19 protein-coding genes are annotated in these 20528 nt (G+C 59.3%); 3 read left to right on the forward strand and 16 right to left on the reverse strand.

Annotation, left to right across the window (positions count from 1 at the left end; translation table 11 throughout):
- Window positions 1-68: 68 nt before the first annotated feature.
- Window positions 69-308 carry a hypothetical protein gene (locus EKH80_RS03000; protein ID WP_126683253.1) on the reverse strand — a complete coding sequence of 80 codons (240 nt, stop codon included), beginning with the start codon at window positions 306-308 and terminating at the stop codon, window positions 69-71.
- Between the two features lie 398 nt (window positions 309-706).
- Between EKH80_RS03000 and EKH80_RS03005 the strand changes: the two genes are divergently transcribed.
- Together EKH80_RS03005 and EKH80_RS03010 are read left to right on the forward strand one after the other, a co-directional pair.
- Window positions 707-1402 carry a response regulator gene (locus EKH80_RS03005; protein ID WP_126683254.1) on the forward strand — a complete coding sequence of 232 codons (696 nt, stop codon included), beginning with the start codon at window positions 707-709 and terminating at the stop codon, window positions 1400-1402.
- A gap of 275 nt (window positions 1403-1677) precedes the next feature.
- Complete coding sequence (locus EKH80_RS03010) at window positions 1678-1881, forward strand: hypothetical protein (protein ID WP_126683255.1); 204 nt, start codon at window positions 1678-1680, stop codon at window positions 1879-1881.
- Window positions 1882-2036: 155 nt separating this feature from the next.
- Here the strand turns inward: EKH80_RS03010 and EKH80_RS03015 are convergent, their stop codons facing one another.
- The 11 genes from EKH80_RS03015 to EKH80_RS03065 all read right to left on the reverse strand — a co-directional run bounded on the left by EKH80_RS03015 (window position 2037) and on the right by EKH80_RS03065 (window position 17627).
- Window positions 2037-3374, reverse strand: coding sequence for a hypothetical protein (locus tag EKH80_RS03015; RefSeq protein ID WP_126683256.1), 1338 nt, complete (start codon window positions 3372-3374; stop codon window positions 2037-2039).
- A 192-nt stretch (window positions 3375-3566) separates the two neighbouring features.
- A complete protein-coding gene (locus EKH80_RS03020; protein WP_126683257.1) occupies window positions 3567-4889 on the reverse strand; it encodes a hypothetical protein in 1323 nt (440 codons plus the stop codon).
- Window positions 4890-4958: 69 nt separating this feature from the next.
- Window positions 4959-7100: an ATP-binding protein gene (locus EKH80_RS03025; protein WP_158628720.1), complete on the reverse strand. Its 2142-nt coding sequence runs from the start codon at window positions 7098-7100 to the stop codon at window positions 4959-4961.
- A gap of 70 nt (window positions 7101-7170) precedes the next feature.
- Complete coding sequence (locus EKH80_RS03030) at window positions 7171-7749, reverse strand: Pvc16 family protein (RefSeq protein ID WP_158628721.1); 579 nt, start codon at window positions 7747-7749, stop codon at window positions 7171-7173.
- Between the two features lie 33 nt (window positions 7750-7782).
- Window positions 7783-9594, reverse strand: coding sequence for a contractile injection system tape measure protein (locus tag EKH80_RS03035; protein ID WP_126683260.1), 1812 nt, complete (start codon window positions 9592-9594; stop codon window positions 7783-7785).
- A 58-nt stretch (window positions 9595-9652) separates the two neighbouring features.
- Window positions 9653-10669 carry a phage tail protein gene (locus EKH80_RS03040; RefSeq protein WP_126683261.1) on the reverse strand — a complete coding sequence of 339 codons (1017 nt, stop codon included), beginning with the start codon at window positions 10667-10669 and terminating at the stop codon, window positions 9653-9655.
- A gap of 31 nt (window positions 10670-10700) precedes the next feature.
- On the reverse strand, window positions 10701-13523 hold the full coding sequence (locus tag EKH80_RS03045) for a hypothetical protein (RefSeq protein WP_126683262.1): 2823 nt from the start codon (window positions 13521-13523) through the stop codon (window positions 10701-10703).
- On the reverse strand, window positions 13520-15370 hold the full coding sequence (locus EKH80_RS03050; RefSeq protein WP_126683263.1) for a hypothetical protein: 1851 nt from the start codon (window positions 15368-15370) through the stop codon (window positions 13520-13522). Before EKH80_RS03050 ends, EKH80_RS03045 begins: the two co-directional genes overlap by 4 nt.
- Window positions 15367-15807, reverse strand: coding sequence for a hypothetical protein (locus EKH80_RS03055; protein ID WP_230473383.1), 441 nt, complete (start codon window positions 15805-15807; stop codon window positions 15367-15369). Before EKH80_RS03055 ends, EKH80_RS03050 begins: the two co-directional genes overlap by 4 nt.
- A complete protein-coding gene (locus EKH80_RS03060; protein WP_126683264.1) occupies window positions 15804-16220 on the reverse strand; it encodes a GPW/gp25 family protein in 417 nt (138 codons plus the stop codon). Before EKH80_RS03060 ends, EKH80_RS03055 begins: the two co-directional genes overlap by 4 nt.
- Before the next feature lie 33 nt (window positions 16221-16253).
- The gene (locus EKH80_RS03065; protein ID WP_230473414.1) at window positions 16254-17627 is read right to left on the reverse strand and encodes a phage baseplate assembly protein V; all 1374 of its coding nucleotides are present in this window, start codon (window positions 17625-17627) and stop codon (window positions 16254-16256) included.
- Here EKH80_RS03065 and EKH80_RS24025 point away from each other — a divergent pair.
- A complete protein-coding gene (locus EKH80_RS24025) occupies window positions 17536-17742 on the forward strand; it encodes a hypothetical protein (protein ID WP_230473422.1) in 207 nt (68 codons plus the stop codon). The two genes, EKH80_RS03065 and EKH80_RS24025, sit on opposite strands and share 92 nt — an antisense overlap.
- An 82-nt stretch (window positions 17743-17824) precedes the next feature.
- On the opposite strand, the gene EKH80_RS03070 is transcribed toward EKH80_RS24025, so the two are convergent.
- From EKH80_RS03070 to EKH80_RS03080, 4 genes are read right to left on the reverse strand one after another with little or no spacing between them, the layout of a single operon-like run.
- Window positions 17825-18535: a CIS tube protein gene (locus tag EKH80_RS03070; RefSeq protein WP_126683266.1), complete on the reverse strand. Its 711-nt coding sequence runs from the start codon at window positions 18533-18535 to the stop codon at window positions 17825-17827.
- Window positions 18532-18708 (reverse strand): DUF5908 family protein, encoded by a 177-nt coding sequence (locus EKH80_RS23935; protein WP_196240328.1) that lies wholly within the window; start codon window positions 18706-18708, stop codon window positions 18532-18534. The genes EKH80_RS03070 and EKH80_RS23935 overlap by 4 nt, the downstream gene beginning before the upstream one ends.
- Window positions 18705-19163: a phage tail protein gene (locus EKH80_RS03075; protein ID WP_126683267.1), complete on the reverse strand. Its 459-nt coding sequence runs from the start codon at window positions 19161-19163 to the stop codon at window positions 18705-18707. Before EKH80_RS03075 ends, EKH80_RS23935 begins: the two co-directional genes overlap by 4 nt.
- Window positions 19164-19178: 15 nt before the next feature.
- Window positions 19179-20435 (reverse strand): phage tail sheath family protein, encoded by a 1257-nt coding sequence (locus tag EKH80_RS03080; protein ID WP_230473384.1) that lies wholly within the window; start codon window positions 20433-20435, stop codon window positions 19179-19181.
- Window positions 20436-20528 lie beyond the last annotated feature (93 nt).

A 20528-nucleotide genomic window follows, 5' to 3' on the forward strand; every position in this document is an offset into this window, starting at 1 on the left:
GGCGCCGCGATGCGGCACACGTGGTGCGAAGAAGAAGGAAGCGGGTGGAATCAGGCGATGTGCATGTGCTACGCGCACGGGCCATCGATGCGCAGGAACGCAGGTGCAAAAGCACGTTCGTCGATGACGTCGCGGATCACTTTCGGTGCGCGCTGGCGTGGCTCATCAGCGATGAGCGTCCGGTATTTGCGCCAAGTGCGGATCTCGCCAGGCGTGTTGCAGGCACCCACGCGAAAACGCGCGCTTGACTGCAACCACACGGCAACCGGGCGCGGCAGTCCCGGGACGAAAAGAATGCGTTTAGCCATGGCCCCTGTATCCGATGGCGACAAAATGTTGTGACTCACGTCACGCTTTGTTGCGGAGCGGCAAGCTTAATGGCGAATTTGGCAGATGCAAGTGCTGCTGCCCGTAAGCTGAGACGCCTGGTCAAGCGGACTTTTGATGGAGGCAAAGCTTGCCGCTTTGCGTCGGGCATGCCCGTTCGCAGTGCGACAGCTTGCTGTTGGCATGGGCCTTGGAGCGTGGCCACGGCCTGGGCTGGCACGGAATGAAGTGGGCACGGTGATCCATGTATCCCCTGTGGATAGCAAGATGTCGGCTATCTTGAGGACAGCGCGGACCGCTGTATGTAGAACAAAAACGCTACACGTATTGTTGCCCATCGCGCCGCAAAATTACGTCCTTTTGGAATCCTGGACTTTTCATGGAATTACCGGCCGCCGGCCAAGCCGCGCCCCTGATCCACGTGGCCATCGTGGAGGACGACCTCGGATTCAGCAGGGCGCTTACCGAAGCCATCGAGGGGGCGCAAGATATTCGGCTTGCCGCTACCGCTGGCACGCGCGCCGAAGGGTTAAAGCTGTTACAGGGGGCGCCGACCGATGTGTTGCTGGTGGACCTGGGCTTACCCGACGGCCCCGGCATCGATGTCATCAAAGCCGCCGTGCAGCAATGGAGTAGCTGCAGCATCATGGTCAGCACCAACTTCGGCGATGAAACCCACGTGATCCGCTCGATCGAGGCCGGTGCATCGGGTTATCTGCTGAAGGACAGTTCCTCCGCCAGGATCGTGGACGAGATTCGCAGCCTGGCCAGTGGCGGCAGCCCCATCAGTCCGATCATTGCGCGGCAGGTGCTCGTGCGATTCCGCCAAATCGGGGTGAGGGAAACAGGGCGACCGACCACGCCGGACGAAGCGCCGCAACTTCTGTCCGCGCGTGAGAAAGAATTGCTGGAACTCATTACCAAGGGATTCATGACGAATGAAATCGCCAAGCTGATGGAGCTATCGCCCTATACGGTGCGCAGCTTCGTGCGGCGCATCTATACCAAGCTCAAGGTCACCTCCAAGGCGGAAGCTATCTATGAAGCGAGAAGCCTGGGGCTGTTGACCGATTAGCGAGCGCTATCCATCCACTGCATGAAATACCGTCCTACGCCCTCTTTTGCCAACGCGGTGTTGGTTTTGTCCCTGCTGTTGCTGGTTATCGTGGGCATCTTCTATTCGGGTGCCGATAGCAAGCAACCATCGGTAGCAAGCCCGCATCTAACGCAAGCCGATTGGCAGGTTGACGATGCGCAGGCAGCTTCCAGACCGGCTATGGCGGCACCAGTTTCGCCGCGCTGCGCTGGGCCGGTCTCCTGGCCCTCGCCAACCAGCACGCCAGTCACGGCATGGTCGGCTTTATCAACCTCAAGCTGTACACCTTTGGCCTGGGTTCGACTTACCACAGCCTGCTTCGTGACGTGACCCGTGGCAGCAACCCGGCGCAGTCCGGCAGTGGCACGGGCTTCAAGGCGGTGGCCGGTTTCCACCTGGTGACCGGCTGGGGCAGCCCGGTCGGCACCGCTTTCATTAACGCGTTGACCACGCCGTAAGCGGGTGGCGCAGGCGTGGACCGGGTGCTTCGCCGGCGCCCGGCCCATGCCATTGGCGAACTTAAAAGCGACCACGACAAAGCGGCTATGCAGTGCACGCCCCTCGTTATCGCCCGCGCCGCCAAGGCACTACCTCTGTTTGTCGGCCTATGAAGCTAAGCGTCACTAGAACGCTTCTCGGCAGAGCGCTGAACGGCCGCCGTTGCCGTTGGGGCGCTGCTCGGCGCTGGTTGCGCCATTACAGACACCGCCTGGGCATCTTGTGAAGCTGGCTTGTCCGCAACTGGTGAATCGACTTTAGCGCTCGTTGTGAGCGCCTTATGTTTCAAGTATACGGCCTTAACTTCCGACTCGTTTGCTGCTTTTTCGCTACCGCTAAGCAGAATCTGAGTCGGAGTTGCCCGATACACCGTCGTGTGTGTATTCCCATCGTATGTTGGGCCGGCCTTTTGGCCGCCGAACTCCACACCCGGCACGCCACTGATAACCGAATACTTGCCAATTTGCTTTGAAAAAGTGACTCCGCACTGTTTGCATACCTGGTTGGGGAAGCTGGCGACAATGCCCACCAAGTTTGAATCATCTACCATTGGCCTATCGCGATGACTGTTATGCAGAGTAATAGCCATCGGCTCCGAATGGTAGGTTTGTTCAGGCCTTGGTTCTTTCTTCTCCGCGCTATTTTCCCTGGCCACGTCTATGCTTGGGGCATAAAGCAGCTTTGCGTCTTTCGCGTCCGCCTCTTTGTCCTTGTTCTTCGCCCGCCCCGCCCCGGAGACGCCTAGAGCATGGGTTGACTCCGCAGCTTCGAACGCTCTTTTTTTAGGGTCGAATTTTACTTTTATAAAATCCGAAACGACCGTATTAACTGGTGTATCGTTACCTTTTGAGTCCAACGTTTTTTTCGTTAGGAGGCCGGCCCTTTCATTGTATGTTTTTAAAAAATCATCGGGTGTTTTGGAGTCGACACCCTTGAGCGCCTCCGATGTTGGCAATGAATGCAGCCGCCACATCGACACGGAGCCGTCCTCATTTTCCCGCAATCCAGCGATAGATCCGCGCCGAGAGCGGTACATTGTCCCGTCGCTCGACGCCCCGTCCCATGTTTGTTTTGTTTGCATCTGTGTAAGGCCAGTGACGCGCATATATTCATCTGAATCAGCACTTTTACCGAATAATTTGCTGGAAAATTCGTGATACTTCAAGCCATGGCCTGACGCCACTTTCTTGCTTGAAAATGCGTCATGCGAAGGCTTGTACGAAGGCACTATCTTTACTTCTTTGGCCGCATCCCACTTCTGCCTGGACTGGGCAATGGATGCAGGATTTTTCTTGCCCTCATCGTTGCCAGCGACCTTCTCCTTGGATTGCACTGCCCGTGGACGCTTGACGGACGTGATATCTTCCGCATCCTCGTCTTGAGAGCTGGTCCGACCACGCTTGGCGGGCGCCACGCCTGGCTCACGGGTCTTACTCGCATAACCTTTGCTCATAAAAGTGCCCCAAAAAATCAATTGAACGCGGCCGCCCGGCTGTCTAAATCGTTCTGCCACCATTCCGGCCAGATGCTCATACCTTGCGTGCTTTAAATGTCATTCCGGACCGGCTGCGGTGACTGACGGCACAATGCATCCGTAAATTGACTCGCTCCAGTCGGGATTGTTTCTCAGCCGGCTAACTTTAGGCTACGGGTTATAGAAGCTGTACGTAGCAAGCGATGGCGCCTGCGGGTCATCTGGGTGGTACATGGGTGGATGCCATATTTCCGCGACATCGTTTAGCACATTGAATGATGTTATGGTTCCGCCCGTCTCAGTTATCACGCATAACGGGTCGGTTCCGACTTTGATGATTGGCGACGTAAGACCGCCTCCTAACAAGATGTGTCCTGAAGTTATATTATTATCTATAGTGGAAAACGTTGCTATCCACCCCCCGATAGGCACGGGTACGCGGTTTTTGGCGCGATCCTTTACTATGGTATCTGGCTCCACCTTTAACCACTTTCGCTTGCCGGTGCTCGAGGGTGGCTCGGTTTTAGATAGATAGCTGATAACAGGTGGCAGTTTCTTTGCGGACCTCAGGCTCTCGTCATTTCTACCAAAGCAAAACCCGTGAATGACGTGATTGTCTAGATCATTAATCAGCTCCATGTGCTGTTTTTCGCTCAATGTCGCTGCGTCATAAACCCTTATCCGGCTCTCGAAGCGCCTCTTATTTTCCGCCTTTCCCGAAGCGTAGTACGGAATGCCCCGAGAATCCGTACGCAGGACGGCCCCAGCAGCCCCGCCCTCAAGATACATATCCAGGTCTTCATTTAAAAATATCGGTTCGACATAGTCGGGATAACGCCCCACCGCCGGATTGTCATCCCAGTTATTGGAATGCCACGCGCCGTGAGTGCCCGACACTATGGCGATGGGTCGCTGGGTAACGCTTGCCCTTCTTTTAAAAAAATCCAATGGCATGCCGGTAGCACTGGCGCCAGCTACGGCAATAGCACTGGCAACGGCGCTCCTTGGTCTCCAACGTCCCATCTCGTAACCATAGATCGGCCGATCCGAACCCATGACATATTGATTCTTCTGCACATTGAAACGGCCACGACCGCTTGGTGTGCGCACTTTGTGCCAGTACTTCACTGTCGGGTCACGATTGAACTCATATTCATGCCTGGGCGGGGGGAGTACATCGGGCGCGGCTGCAGTGCTCGGATTGACGGCGCCCGTAGCGGACACGACGTTACCACCGGTTAGCCCTTGCAAAGAGGCTGGACCTCTGGCGCCGACCGGGACGCGCGCAGTGCTTGGTCGCGAAGAAATGCGCGGGCTCGGGGTGGCCTGCTCGGCCCACGCATTGCGCTGATTCGGCGCAGAAAAATCCGTCATCGTGAATGGTTCGTCATCCTCTTCATCCAAATCCTCATCGCCCGATAAAGCCCGTCCGGCATTTAGCTCGTCTAGCGCCGCGTTTAGCTCCGGGGTCCTGCTCCTATAGCTTTTGCCCATAGCGGATACTCCTCGAATGAGTTGAGCAAAGCCCTGCGGCGATCAGCACCCAGAGATGCCCTGCTCTCTTTACCCGGCAATCCTGCCGATCTTGACCAATTCCCGATGCAGCGCACGCTCGATATGAGTGCACCCCACACATGAAGCCCCCTCCTCGGACGCCAGGCAAGTTGCCAGCAGTGCCGCATTCCTGATGCTGGCTCCAGTAATGGCCGCTTTGTTTGCCAAATCGGCAAAATCGATGTCATCCGCGAGCCTGACCTGTTGGGGCCAGATGCCGCGCCACATGCGTTCACGCAGCGCCACATCGGGAAAGGAAAAGCGGACGATGAAGGTCAGCCGGCGCGTGAAGGCGTCGTCCAGGTGGCTGCGATGATTGGTTGCCAACACCACCAGGCCCGGGTGGTTCTCCAGGCGCTGCAACAGATACGACACCTCTATATTGGCGTGACGATCGTGCGCGTCTTTGGTCTCGGTGCGTTTGCCGAACAGGGCGTCAGCTTCGTCGAAGAAAAGCACGCCGGAATCGGTTGCCGCCAAGTCAAAGATGCGGGAGATGTTCTTTTCCGTTTCGCCAATGAATTTATTTACCACCGTGGATAAATCGATTTTGATCAAATCCACACCCAGCGCACCCGCCAGCACTTCCGCCACCATGGTCTTGCCGGTGCCGGAATCACCATGGAACAAGGCGCTGATACCTGTGCCGTAGCCCACTTTGCGAGCGAAGCCTTGTGCCAGCACGCGGTCTTTATGCCTGATGGTGGCGAGAATTTCCTTGAGCTGCTGCTCCAGGTCGGGACCGATGATCAGATCATCAAAGTTGCGCACCGGCGCAATGCGTTGCGCCAGCTTGCCGAAATTCTGCTGTGAGCGCAGCCGAAACGCCGCATTCAGATCCTCGATCGTCAGCGAGGCCGTGCTTGAGCGCTGTGCTCGATGGAGATCGGCCTCGTCCAAGGTTTGCGTGAGCGTATCGAAGGACAGATGAAAGCGCTTGACCAGGGCGCCTAGATCCAAGTCCACCCCTGGCGAAGCAGCCGCTGCCGTCTGCCTAAGCTGCGAGCGCAGCAGGGCTTCGTCTGCTGCCAGCGAGCGCTCCGGCATATCCAGCAGCAGATGCGGCACCTCGCCCAGCCATACCGGCGGCGCATGAGGCTCGATTGGGTACACCAGTGGCGAACGGTGATCAGCGATGCGGCGCGAAAATTGTGCAAACAAGCCCTGCCGAGTTTCCGCCATCGCCGGCAACGAGCGCAGCAACAGGCAGCTGGCCCGCAGTCGTGTCTCGCGCAGGGCAAGCACCAAAACGCCCAAGGCCTCCTCGTCCTCTTTCGGCAATAGCTCCAAATCCAGGCTCAGTGTCTGCCGGTCGACCGCGGCAGCGGCTGTGGCCAGTGCGGCACCGCGGCCGCATCCCGCATATCCGCGCAGCAGCAGCACCGGGGTGGCTTGCTGCGGGGCTGCCGATGTGCCGCCGCCAAAACAAAACTGCAGGATGCGCGCCGTCAGCTCAGGGTGGCGATCCGGCATATGCGCCGGTGGCTTCAGCCATTGGGCACACTGCGCCAATAGCGGCGGCAAACCATTGTCATGCAAACCGGGGCGTTCGTGCCCGGCCAGAAAGTGATAGAGCGCCTTGTCGACCTGCAGGAAGGTATCTGCCCATGGATCAGCGGCATCGCCTTTGCTTTTCAGCGTCAACAAGCCATGCCTTACCAGTGGCGCCTGTGGCATCAGGCTGGCCAGCCGCAGCGTCTTTTCCATGCCGCCGCGGCACAATACGTTCAAGGCAAAATCGATGGTTGGCAAGCGTTTTCTGGCATCATCCTGGATAAAGGCGAACAGCACCGAATAGCGCGCATCGAACCAAGGCAGCAAGGCCAGCAATAGAACATCGCGCTCGAAAGGCGCAAGCCCGAAACGCTCGATCAACTGCCCCAGGCGACTGTGGCGCGCGATCGGCTCGCTTTCCATGGCGAGCCCTTCGCGGCCTGTCTGGGCATCCGCATGTTCCTGCGCGGCCCAATACGGCCGCCCTTGAGGCTGCATCATCAGCGCGTCGATCTCTTCCGGCGCTCGTACCAGGCCCTGCATATTGTGAATATCATCCGGGCGCATCTGAGCTTGATGCAAGGCGCACTGCACCCGTAAATCGATGCGCTCCAGCTGCGCCAGCAGGCAGGACCAGTTTTCATCCTCGGACAGCACCCGAGCTTCCCGCCAAGGGGGAGCTGCTTCGTTGTCGACGCTTCTTTCAGTATGAGTAAGCATCGTCAGTTCACCGCGGGCTCGTCAGGTTTTCTAGCCTGACTTCGCTGACTTCAACCGGCTCAATGGTGTCGTTATGGTCGGTCAGCGGAATCGGTACGGTGGCCACATAATTGAGCAGCAAGCGCGGCTTGTTCCCCAGTGATTGCCAGAACGTGCCCAGGCTGAACAAATCCTGCTTCGGCGGCATCACCTTGGTATAAACATTAGGCAAGCCCTGCAATACGCGATTGTTGATCAGGGCGTTCAATACCTGATTCATCACGATGATCGACTGATTGGCTGGCTCGCCGCCTGGGCCGTCGGCGCTCCTCGATTGGCTGGAGTCCCAGTACGTGATCAGATAGTTGAGGCAGACGTTGACCTTCGCCGGCAACAGCGCACCACCGCTGTATGCCCGTGACTCGCCCACTCGCAGCTGCAAATCCTCATGCACGTCGTACAGAAACACGCTGACGGTCGGGACGGACGGCAAGTTGCCCGGGTCAGGCAATTCGAAACTGATAAGCACGTCATTTTGCACATACGTGCGCAATGCGTCCCGCAGCGCACGATTGACTTCGATGATGGTCATGTTCGATGGAATCATGGACGTCATCCTGTGACTGCGATTACAAGTGGATTATCGGGCCGCCGGCGGTTGTTGCCAGCGCATCGCCAGCGGCTGCCTTAGCCACGGCAGCGCCAGCATCTCGGTCGGCCACGGCCAATCGGACAGCAACACATCCCAGGGCTCCGGCTGCACATACAGCAATCCGGTGCCGTGCTCGATCGCCAGCCAGCCAGGTCGTTGCAAAAATAGCCGGCGAATATCCGCTACGCCCAGGCTTTTCCATGCCGGAAGCCGTGCCGGCAGCGTCGCCAGCCAGCGCGACACAATGTCTCGTGACCGGGCATCCGGCGCCGGTGGATCCAGTGGCCAATCCGTCGTGCATCCGCACAGCAGTTTATTCAGTGGCATGCGTGAATCGGCATAAGCGTCCTCCGCCCAGACCAGATCATCGAGCCCGCATATCGCCTCGATTTGCGCCTGGCTATGCAGGAAACGCTGCCCTCCCTGCTCCAGCAGGCCAAGTTGTCCAAACAGGTCGGGCAATAGCCCCCACAATAAGCAAAGCCCGCCGTTGCTGATGCCGATAAGCTCGGGTGGCAGGCCTTCGTCCTTGCCGTAACGCTCGAACGCAACCCGTTTGTGGGCACGCGCGCTTTTTGCGCCGCTCGCATCTTCCGTTACGTCGTCCAGTTGCGCTCGCAATCGCTTGAGGGCGCCGGGTGAGAGTCTTCGCTGGAGGATGCTGCGTACCGGCGATTGCCGCCACAACGCGCGTAGCCAGTCAGACAGATGACCATCTAACGGCAGGCCAGGAGCCGCCTCTTTGCCGTCGCCGTATACGTTTAATCCTTCCGTTTGCAAACCTTGTGTCCGAGCGAGCGGGCGTTCCGTCGCGTCGCCAGGCGGCGCCCGCCGTCGCCCTGGTGCGGCGGGACGGCTTTCGAGCAGTGCACGATGAGGGTGGCCATCACCCTCGCTCTGCACGATAGATTCAGCCGGCGACGAATGCTGTCTCCTATTCTCCGTCGCGCCGTCAGGAGGCGTTCGTCGCCCTCCCGATGCAGCGAGGGCGTCGAAGATGCGCAGTGCGGAGAGATGGCCATCGAACAGTGTGATCAACAATGGCTCGCTGCCTTCGTACTGGAAGGTAAGCGCATGCGGCGGCAATGCAGGCACGGAGAGCTGCGAATGATTCTGGAAATAGTGCAGTGCGCACAGCAGCATTTGCGTCGGTGTCGCAGGGTCTCGCAAGGGCTGTGTCGGCGCAAAATGTCGGCACAGTCGAGTCAAACTGGTCGGCGGTAGCAGTCGGCACAGGCGCCGCAATCCATCTGGGCGCAGGCAATGACCGGCCAGCACGAACAGACTGTGTTCCGGCTCCGCCGCCAGCTGCTCGAGTAGCCGCGCATCCAGCGCGGCCGGGGACGGCATCTCCCCTTCCCAATGCCCATGCTGCATATAGCGAGTAAGTAGCTCCAATATGCTGGCGCGCCCATTGGCCGGCGCGTCCCGAGTGCCGGTAGACGATGTTTCCCGGGCCTCAGTGGGCGATGCCCGGTCTTGCACCTGATCGCGCAATTTCTGCAGCAGTTGCCACTCCAACCGCAGACAGAACTGATCGTCGAAATCTGCCAGCGGCAAACTGCCTAGATCCAGCGTCAGCGGCTCACTCACCAGCAAGTCCCCGCGCTCCTGTTGCACCCGCTCAAGCACCCCTTCGATCATGCCACGCAAGCGCTGCTGAAACAGGCTGCTGCACGTGTCCGTCAAGCGCTGCGCGTGTTCGTACGGCATCGTCAGCGCAATATGCAGACGATCCAGCCTGTGACCCCCTTTTGCGCCGGCAAGCGCTACCCTCTGCTCAAGACTGATTCCGCTCATTGCTCGTTCAATCTCTCAGAATGAATTAGCTTATTTAGTTTACCTACTTCATTGGCAGTCAGAGTTTAATGATAAAGGCAAGAATGTAATAAGCCGGCAAAGAATTAATGGTGTGACTATGTGTTCCTTGGGAGGCAGTACTACCGTTATGCGTATGCGGCTCACTAGAACCGGCCGAATATGTACTCAGTCGCTGTTCCTTCTGGTGGGTGTTAGCCATGTTAACCACCGTCCACCCATCCCAACCATTGTTTGTCCATCCAACCTCAAGAACATGGCTATGCGACGGCATCTGATTTATGGTCAAGACCGTAGCGGCAATAGTGACGTCAATTTTCCCTGCCGATACTGCATTGGTGCCAACGTTGTAAGACTTGCTGCTTCCCGTGCCGGAGAGCGCACTGCCGCCTGCGTTGCCAATCTCTGCACCACTTCCGCCAAGGATGAAACGATTGCGCAAGTCCGGGCGTCCACCGCCACCGTCGCACAACGCCCACCCCTGCGGAATCACTGTTCCTGAAAACATCACGATAACGCCTGGAGGCAGCACCGTATTGGGATCCACGCAAACTTGGTTTTGGGGGTTGATCATGACACCGGACCCTGTCGCCACGGCAACGGAGCCATCTGTGCCGGAAGTCAATCCCGCCCCGCGATTGACCTCCAGCTTGTTGCCTGCCACTTGCAAGCCGAAGCCGTCATTGATCGACAGCAGGCCTGTCGCGTCATCCAATTGCAAACCGGCGCCGGGGCCGCTCTGCCCTGGACTCAAACCTACCGCCTTGCGTCCGCAATCGGCCACATCGATCAGATTGGAAAAATCGGTTTGCAGTGGGATTTTCTGGGCACTGAACGCCTCTTTCAGTGCATTGGTCGGTGGCCCGACAGGTGTGACGGCATACGATGCGACGCGTGCGCCGACCGCTGGGTCCACCACGCCACCATTGTCGCCCGAGCTGGTATTTGCGGTCATGGCATTCGGCAGGGCGTTCTCCAGCGCGGCGATATCCGGGGTGGACGAAGCCTTGCCCGCTGCTGGTTTTCCAATATGACCCGGTGTCTTTTTCTCGCTCATCATCGGCTCCTGTTTGGGCTATATCCGAGAGTCAGTCGTATTCGGCGCGCGGGACATAGAACAACTCGTTTTCAACGATCACGTCTGCGTTCCATTGATCGCCAGCCGGGCCTACTACCTGCTCCTTTTGGTCTTCCGTGGCGATGTACATCGCACCGATACCGGTCAACGAAGACGGCAGGCAGCCCAGCGTCAGCATCCGCATCAGGCTATATGAGGCGTCCCCCAGTGGCGCGCCATTGTTCTGCCAGCTGTTGTAGGTGTAGGCAAAATTTTCGAACTGCTGCAGCGGCATCCACTGCAGCACCATCGATATGTAGGACGGATACTCCTGCAATATGACGCTCTTCATCCATTCGCTGACGACGTAAGGGTCCGATGCCACTTTGTCGATGTGGTCGCGGCAAAACACGACACTGGTCATGAAGGAAAAGCGATCCCTGGCCGCATACTCGGCGCTGTCGAAATACCAGAAGTACTTGCGCGTCTGCTCGGGTAGCGGAAATGCGTCACCTTCCCGGCATTCCACCACCAGGGTGCTGGCAATGCTGTCCGCCTTCACCACCTTCACCGGCAGCGACGTCGTAGCACTGTCAGAAAAAGACCTGGCCGTCGGTGAGATGCGGTATTCGATGGTAAGCAGATCCCCCTCTCTTACCATGGCGGGATACGGACTCTGCGGTGACGAGGTCAAGCGCTTCTGATTCGGACCCAAACCGTGCTGGTTGTCGTCATATACCAGTGGATAGTACATATCCTCCAGCCAGACCTGGCAATTTTGCCAACGCACGGTACTGTGCGGATCCAGTATGCCCTGGAGATGACGCTGCAGTTGCGCGCTATCGGCGATCTTTATGGAAAAACCATCCGTTCCAGCGGAACTGGCGAAGACCTGGGCGATCATCAACGCGCGAATGGACAGCTCGGCCTTGCCCTGCTCGCCCACGACCAGGGTCACCACCTGGCCGATGCGCAGCGGCGCCCTGTTGACGGCTTGCAGCTCGATACGCAAATACGCGCCATCCTGGTAAATCGTCTTGACGTCCTGCAGGGCATCGTAGGCGTGATCCGGATAGACCGGCAGCAAGGCGCGATGCTCGACTACATAAAACGGCAACTTGTCCAGCGGCGCATCTTCATTGAAGATGCCCTCACCCCCTATGCCGAGGCGTGCGGCAATGCGCTGCTGCAATGCCGACACTTTGTCGACACGGAAATTGGCGCGCTGATAAGTCAGGCTGGCGATGTTGGCAAGATAGCCTTGCTGCGAGGCCAGAAACTCGTCGCGCTCCGCCAGCAGCGTCCGCGGCGCCACGCTGCTGTTGAAATAGCCTAGGAGATAGTCCACGTAGGACAGCTCCTTTTCCATGTCCTCGCTGCACTGCTGCAAATACGCCTTGATCGCGGCGGAACAATCCTTGAATACCTCGTTGTTGACGCCGGGTTTGGCGAACGGCCATTGCTCGCCCCAGACCGTGTCGCCAGCCTCGCGGTTGAATGCCAGCAGATTCGGCAACAAGGCCAGTTGCTGGCAGCCGTTGGCGAGCAATTGCTCGAAGGGCAGAAGAAACTGGTGCAATTGCGTCTGTTCGGGCGTGACCGGCAAATGCAGCAAGCCATAACAAGGCGGCACGTAATCGGTCGCCGGGGAATACACGGAGGGATTGCGCCAGCGGCCATACGGCAGCAGCACCGGCGGATTGCGCAGCAACGGACTACATGTCAGATACTGCACCACCTCATCAACGCTGAACACGCAGTCGATGCCGTGTGCGACCAGGGTGACCGATTCGAGCATGGTGGCGATCGGATCGGGTCCCCACAATAAGGGATAGCAGCCCGGCTCCGTGGTCCATTCCCAGGGCTCTCCCGGCACCATCGAGAGGATGCCCTGCACGCCATCGATATCCAGCACCGCATTGACCAGTCGCGCTAGATTGACGGTTATCGGGCGTGCGCAGTCGAGCGGTGGCGGCAGGTCCGTAATCCAGCCATGTTCCAGATACGGGCCATCGTAGATGGCCTCATTCTCAAGACCTTGCTGCTGCAATTGCTGCGTCGAGTAGCGTCGGACCGGCGGCGTGACATAGGTTTCGACCGCCGTAAACAGGGCCGCCATGATGGCGGCGGGGGTGGTCGTGGCATCGACATCGTCGCGCAACGCAATGACCGCACTCAGCGGCATGTCTTGCGGCTGCAGCCAGATGACGCGACTCACCGCCTCACCGAGATTGCTGTTTTCCCGCAAGAACGCATCCAGCGCTGCTTGCGCCTTCGGCAGATCGGCCAAGGTTCCGCGCGTGGGCTGCAGGTAAAGCAGGTAATTGCCGAGCAGGGTCAGTTCGCAGGGCTCATCGCCCACCGGCCACTCCGGGAGGTCGGGCTGCGGCTCGACGAAACTGTAAACGCGCCGCTCGGCGTTATACCAGTATCGGTAACGCTCTTCTTCAGGCTCGCGCACCAGTTGCGCGTTATTGAAGTAGAAGTAGCCGCTGTCGTCGCCGGTACTGTGCAAATCCAGCAGCGCGCGCCGGTAGTCGTCCTCGGAGATCGGGCCGCAAGTCAAGGCGCGTTGCGGGCCGAACGCCGCCGGGAAAATACCTTCGCCGGCACGGCGCTCTTGCGAGACCGGCGCTGGCGTCAGCAGATCGGTCAGCGGCAGAGACGAACGGTAGCCGATGTCCGAGACGTTGTAGCAGATTGCTTGCAGCAGCGTGATGCCGGGGTCGTTTTCGCCCATGTGGCTCCAGCGCTTTCCGGCGTATTCAACCAGCGCCTGCTTGGCCTGAGCCAACAGCGTCTCGAAATCTATCCATTCCTGTACTTGCGGAAACAGCGCATCGTTGCCGCTCATGGCCGCTCCTGTATTGCCTGGTGCGCCAAGGCTTCGACCGGCCATACCAGCACTAGCGCCTCGTGGTCCTCGCCCTCGACCGAGGCCTTTTTCCCGTTGAGTTCCAGGCGGTTCACGCGGTCAACCAGCGGCTGCCGCTGAATTTGTGCCACCACGTCGTAATAATCGAGCTTGCCGCCGAGCTTGACGCCGCCGGGCCGGTCTTCGATCCACGGCATGTAGTGTTGTTCCAACGCCTGCCGTACCTGCCGAAGGCCATAGTCAGGGTTGACGCCAGGCTGGAATGTCAGGCTGTAGTCGATACTCACGTCGCGGTACGCGGGATTTTCCAGCACGATGTTCTGCCAAGGCGAGGCCAGGCGTTGCAGCGTGTTTTGCATGTCTTGCAGCTTTGCCTGGTTCAGCAGCGGGCGCACCGGGTCGTCGTTATCCTTTTCGGTGTTCAGCGGGATAACGATCAGTCGCTGCTCGCGCGCGGCCGGCATCGTGGTCTGCTTGATGCTGGAAGGCGTCGCCACTTCGAACACGGCGCTGTAGCGCGCTTTCAGGATCGACACCATGTCTTGCCAGGTCAGCGCGCGATTGCGGTGCTCCAGTCGTCGCGCGACGCGTTCGAAGAACGCCTCCTGGACTTCCGCCGGCCGGCCGCCCCAGGACGGCCAGGGTTGCAAGGTTTTCGACAGCCCGGCGATAGCGGACACGGGTTGAGCCATGCTGTTTGCCGGCAAGGGCTGGGATAGGCTGGACGGGTCGAGGGCGGCCGGATTTTGCATCGTGGCCGTCATGCCATTGGTCAACAGGCCGAAAACGACGGGGTAGTCAGACGCCCCCACCGCCGGGGCCGCCGCATTGTCGATCAATGCTCGCAGCCAGCAGCGACCCGGGGGAAGTCCGTCCGGTGGCGCGAGCGCGCCGGCATCGTCGCCGCCGATGTCCTTGGGCAGAATGGCGGACCAGCAACCGCTGCGAAACAGGCCGGCGGTCTCGTCGATGACCGTGGCATCCAGCGGCGCCCAATGCCCTTGCGCATCGGCATATTGCCAGGTCATGTTCAGCGCCTTGGCGCCCTGCAGCTGCCAGAACAGCGACAAGGTCTGCCCGGGCCGCAAGCCGGCAAATCCCAGATAAAGCAGGTCCTTTTCGTTGGCCCGCGGTTCGTCGAATGTCTCGCCGGTGCCGAGGCGACACTGTTGCTCCGGTAGCGCGCCGAACAAGCGCCTTCCCTGTTCCGGCCACAACACCCCTTGTTCCCGGTCGTACGCGATGTACAACGCATCCGTTCCGCCGCGCCGCCAGTACAAGTCACTCCATTCGCCATGATTGGCCAGCAAGGAGCGGTCCAGCGCATACTGGACCGGCACGCCTTGCCGGTCCTGCCCGGCGGAAAACGGCGTATCGGCAGGGATAAGCAGTTCCGCCGTCGTCGCCGCCAACTGAAAAGCCAGCGCCACGCGCGCCGGTTCGGCGGCACGCTCGCTCAGGCCAAGCAGCTGTCGATAGTAGAGCTGGCGGTGTGCGTAGGGAAAATAATTGAGCAGGGCACGCGGCGTCTCCAGCATCTGGAGCACCGCCAGCAGCAACGCCTGCTGCGGCCATAGCGTGCCCGCGGCCAGCGACCTGTCCTGATACATGGCAGCCAGCTTTTGGGGGGTGTTCCCCCCCATGAACAGGATGTCGGCCCAGGTGCATTCCTGGTCACGCCGGCCCGCTGGATCTTCATAGGGGATCAGTCGCGCATACTGCTCGACGAATGCCAGATTCGACTCGATGCTGCGATTGTCCAGCTTGAAGCCCTCGCCGGCCACCAAGCTGGACAACAGATTTTCCAGCGCCGATACATCGCTCATGGGCTACCCGCATTGGCAAAATCCTGCTGCGCGGCGAATTCTCCGGTCCCCATGCCAGGCGTCGCCGGATCGGCACCGCCCGGCGGCGTTGGATTGCTGGCGGGTGTTGTCACCGTCAACAGCGCATTGAACTTGGCGCCCGCTCCGCCCCGGGTAATCAGCGCGGCGCCACTCGTGCAGCCTGGTGCTAGCTGGCTGGCGTCCAGCCCGACGATAGTGACTACGCCTACGCCTGAGTTGGCAAATCCTGGGGCCGTATACGTCGCATTGAGGTTGACCTTTGACTCGTCACCCGCAATACAGACTTTTTTGCCGCCGACGGTCGCTTGCCCGCTGCCGCGAATAACCGCCGGGCTGGCCGTAATCGTCACCATGCGATGGCCAAAGGCGGAGTCGATCTTTAGCTGATCCTGATCGATCACCATGGGTGAGATCATGCGACCATGCTCCTGCCGCCGACGATATCCAACTGGTTGGTCACCTTATGGGAGATATCGCTGCCGCGCAGCCGATAGGTGACCTGGATCTGCAAGCGGCTCGGCTCCGTCTGCGCCTCGTTGATCTGGATGCCGGTCACTTCCGCGCGTGGCTCGCCGCTCAACACGCTATCGAAAATCTGCGACTCGATGCCCGTCATCAGGCCCGCATTGATATTGGCGAACATGAATTGATTGAGGTCGCAACCGTAGCCCCAGCGCATGATGCGTTCGCCGGGCAAGGTGCTGAACAGAACGACCAGGCTTTGCCTGACATTTTCCGAGCCGGATGACATGCCGGCGCCGTGCTCCGGCGTAAAAACCGGCGGAAAGGCCCAGCCGCGCCCGTAGGCTTTTTCAAGAGAATCTTCCATTTCACTCTCCGCATCGGCAAAAAAGTTTCGTTCTCAATTGACCAGATTGACCTTGGACCCTTTGATTTCCACGCCGCCCGCACCACCATCCATGTCGATACGCTTGCCCTTGATTTCCACGCCGTTGTGCAGCTTCACGCTGTCCTTGTCCGCCACGATGGCAGCCGACTTCGCCGCCGAGTCGAACTGCAGAGACAGCTCGCCCTTCTTGAGGGTGATGCCCTTCAAGCTGTTTTCCTTGCTCATGGGGACCGGCGGCTTGTTGATCGGGTTGTACATGGACCCCACGATCGCCGGAAAGCACGGGTTATCGTCGAAAAAGCCGACCACCACTTCGTCGCCGGGCTCGGGGTAAAAATGGAATCCGGCTTCCTTGCTGGCATAAGGCATCGCCAGCCTGGCCCACACGACGTTGTTGTTTTCTCCCAGTACCGGCAGCGACACGCGCACGCGCTCCAGGTGGTTCGGATCGCTTTGAAAGGCAGCAACCACGCCGACCTGTAGGCCGCTGATCGTCGGCAGCGGCGCCAGCGCGCCGGCGAGGTTTCTCATGCCGAGGGAAACGACGGTCGTCCATTCCGCCTTGCCGAGGTTATGGCTGATCCCGGTCACGATGCCCAACCCGTCGAACCGCTTTCCGAAACCGGACAAGGCCAGCGTCTGCCCGAGCTGGTAATCCATCGTCCCGATCGTCTTGAATTGCCCTTGCACGCCGCCCTCCTGCAAATGCTGCAAGATGCTGTCGGCCGTGCCTTGCAAGGTGTTTTGAGACACCGAGATGCTGCTGCCCATCGTCCACGGGGCAGCGTTCAAGACCTGAAGCTCCGCCGGGTTCAGCGCCTGCGTTCCCAGCTTTTCCCGGGCGGCGGTGGCGGAAGACATGTGCTGCTGGGCAATATCCCAAGCCGTCACTTTTAGCTCTTTCGGCTGATACTGATCGTTGAACTGCCAGTGGGCCTCGATCAGCGGTGCGTTGCTTCCCCTGCCCTCGTGGCTGTTCACATCGCTTTGCCGAAACGTGTGGTCGGGCGTATCTGCAAGCCTGGGTCGAATGATTCTGACCATGTCAGGATCCGGCAGCAGCCAAGCGCCATTCGCGTCGAGCAGGCTGCGCATAAAAGCCCAGTCGGAACAGCGAAACTGAATCAGCTGCTCCTGCTTGGCCGTCATGCCAGCGGTATCGCGGCAGGCGATATCCTGCTCGCGCAGTAGCTTGCTGACGATTTCCTGCGCGCTCATGTCGGCAAAGACCTGGGAGCGACAGCTGCTTTCCAGACTAACAAGAGCGTGTTTCAGCTTGAGCGTGAGCTGGACCTTGTTCAAGCGCAATTCCAGTGCCTGCTCGACCACCACGCCGGAAAAAATAAGCGCCGGCTTTCTCCCTGCGTCTTCGATCGAGATGGATATGGCATTGCCTGGCCGACACAAGCCGATGTCGGCATCGCATTGGCTCAATATCTGCAGCGAATTGCCTTCCGTCGACAACAGCAGCGTGGCCGAGGCAATGGCGTTCACTTTTTGATCGACGGCAAACCACATCGGCTGCAAGCTGCCAAGGCTCTGCGTACGGCCGCCGCTGGTCAGCGCAATATGCAAAACCGGCGTCACCCGCCCTGCCCCCCATCCTGTGCCGGCGCCAGCAGCGTTTGTCCGGGCGCGATGGCATTCAGATTGTCCAGGTCATTGCTCCAGGCCAGCGTCAGATAGTTCATGCCGCCCACCAGCTGGGAAGCCACGCCGGCGGCAATCAAAGGCAGTCCCCCACCACCGGCAGGTACGCTCAGCACCGATACGGGTGGCGAGCGCAGGCTCTGCTCGGACTTTTGCAGCTCGATGCTCTGATCGGCGGTCAGGGTCAGTGTCGCCGTGGCGCGTAGGGGCGTGGCGTCACGATCGAACAAAGTGTAGCGATAGGACAGCGACTTCATCCGGCCGGCAAAATAGCCCTGGCCCGTCCAGCGCACATTGCCCCACTGGACCCGCAGGTAGTTCGGTTCGCCACGCGACGGATTGACGGTGCTGCAAAGCTGGCGCAGATAAGTCAGTTGATCTTCGATCGGCGTGATATTGCCGGGCATTCTGCCGTCGAAAATCAGATCCAGCGTCAGTTCCCCCGGCTGCATTACCGCATAATTGTTGCTCTGCACGCTGGTGTTGATGAATTCGTTCGCGGCGTAGTCAGTCGCATAGTTGAGCTCCAGTGTATCCGGGTTGTACATGGCCGTGATCGAGCCGACCCGGCTCTGTTGCGTCGCCTCGCGATCGGAATACGCAGTGATCGTCAACTTGGCTATCGCGCGATTGATCAGGCTCATGGATTCCACCTACCTTCCTCACGCAGCTTCTCCAGCACGCGCTGCGCAATGAGTTCCACCCAGCGCGCCTCGTCCGCCTTCTGCTGCGCAATGCCGCGCACGGTGGATGGCGGGCGTTCTTCGCCTGCGACAACCTTGGCCTGTATGACAAGCTCTCGGATTTCGATGGTCATGCCTTGATCCCCATCCAATGAATGTTCTGGTACTGCAATTCCAGCGTATTGACCAAGATGGCATTGGCATTGGCGTCGAGTTCGGCGGTTTGCCATCGGACCGGCAGCGCATTGCTGAGCGTCCACCCGCACACCGGCATCGACAGGTGATTCAACAGCAGGATGACGACGTCGGCATAAATCATTTGCTCGCCTTGCATGACCCGGTCGAACATCAGGGTTAATGGCGTAACGATCATCACGCCGCGCTCGAGGATCAGTGGACTGTGCTGCACCTTGTCGGCCAGATAGAGATTGCCGGCGTTTTGGCCACCCTGACTGTACGGCGTCACGTTCAACTGACGGTTCAGGCCCGAGACCTTTTGAAAAGCGATGTCCAACGGACTGGGGATGCCGCCGAAGACAAAGGTCGTCAGAAAGCGATTGGTGGGTGATGGTTCTAACAATTTTTCCATGACAATCTCGGCCTGTTAGGGTTGCCGGAGGCTTTCCAGGGTTGGCAGGCTTATCCCGTTCGTCATATCGAATTGCAAGCCTAGCTCGATGAATTCCGCGGGATGCAAGGTCGTCAGGCGTATTTTCATGATCATTTTTCCTGCGGCGACGTCGGCCTCGGTCATGGTTTCATGCAGACCCAGGCGCACGTCGAACGCATCGTCGGCCTCAACGCCATACAGTCCGCCGTTCAGCCAAAGCTTGTAGAGCCAGTTGCTGACTTGACCTTTGATCTTGTACCAGGTGATTTCATGGTTTGGCTCAAACACGAACATCTGTGCGAGTTGACTGACGTTGGATTCGATGTACGACACCAGGCGGCGCACCTGTACGTAGCGCCACGGCGAGCCTGCGCCGGCCGCCAATGTGCGGCAGCCCCAGATGCGAACGCCGCGCCCCGGAAAATCGCGGATCAAATTGAATGAACTGCCGCCATACTCCAGCTGATCTTCAACCTGCAAATGAGACTGGGTCGGCTTGATCACATTGCTCAGAGCCACATTCGCTGGCGCTGTCCACACACCGAGGTTGTAGTCGATACGCTCGATCGTTGCAGCCAAGGCGGCGGACGGCGGAACGACGACGGTTTTATCGGCGTAGTCAGTCAATAGTCTCGGCCAATAGGCGGCGCCCCATTCACGCCCGGTCCCGGTGAACTCGGTCAGGCACCGTCTCACCGCCGCCGCATCATCCGGAGCCTCCAGCAAACCGAACAGACCGCTGCGGCACTGGCAATACCCCAGCACGATTTGCCAGCTTTTCTGCCACAGCGTCACCGCCGAATCGGGTAGCAGTACCATGGCGGGAATCGCCACCAGCGTGATGCTCAACTCCCCCTTGATCGCCTCGGCGATGCGCGGGTCGGCAAAGGCGGCAACGATCTCCTCATTGCTGCTGCGCTCCGCCTCGCCATAAGAACCCAGCGAAAGCACGAAGCCACCGCTGCCGCCATTGTCGAAATAGTGTCTGACAGCATAGTAGAGAACGTCGACATGGGCTCGCGTCGCCGCCGGCAAGGTCGACACATGAGCGGCGCCGAACATTTCCACATACTCGGAAAAATCGTCGATAGCCTGCAGGGCGTAAGCCTCGCCGGTTTGCGTATACCCGATAAACAGCGGCACCGCGCTGCTTATCTTGTTTTGCGGAGCGATCAGGCTGCGTTCCGTAACGCTGACACCTGGTTGTCTACTCTCCATATCGAGCGTCTCCACCTCGGCAAACCAACGCAAGCAAGCATCGAGGGCGCACGACAGACCGGCCCGTCCGTGGCCGGAGGCGTCGGAAGTGCGGCAACAGGGAGGGCTCGGCCCAATGGCCGAGCC

The sequence above is a fragment of the Dyella choica genome (assembly GCF_003977665.1).
GTDB lineage: Bacteria > Pseudomonadota > Gammaproteobacteria > Xanthomonadales > Rhodanobacteraceae > Dyella_B > Dyella_B choica.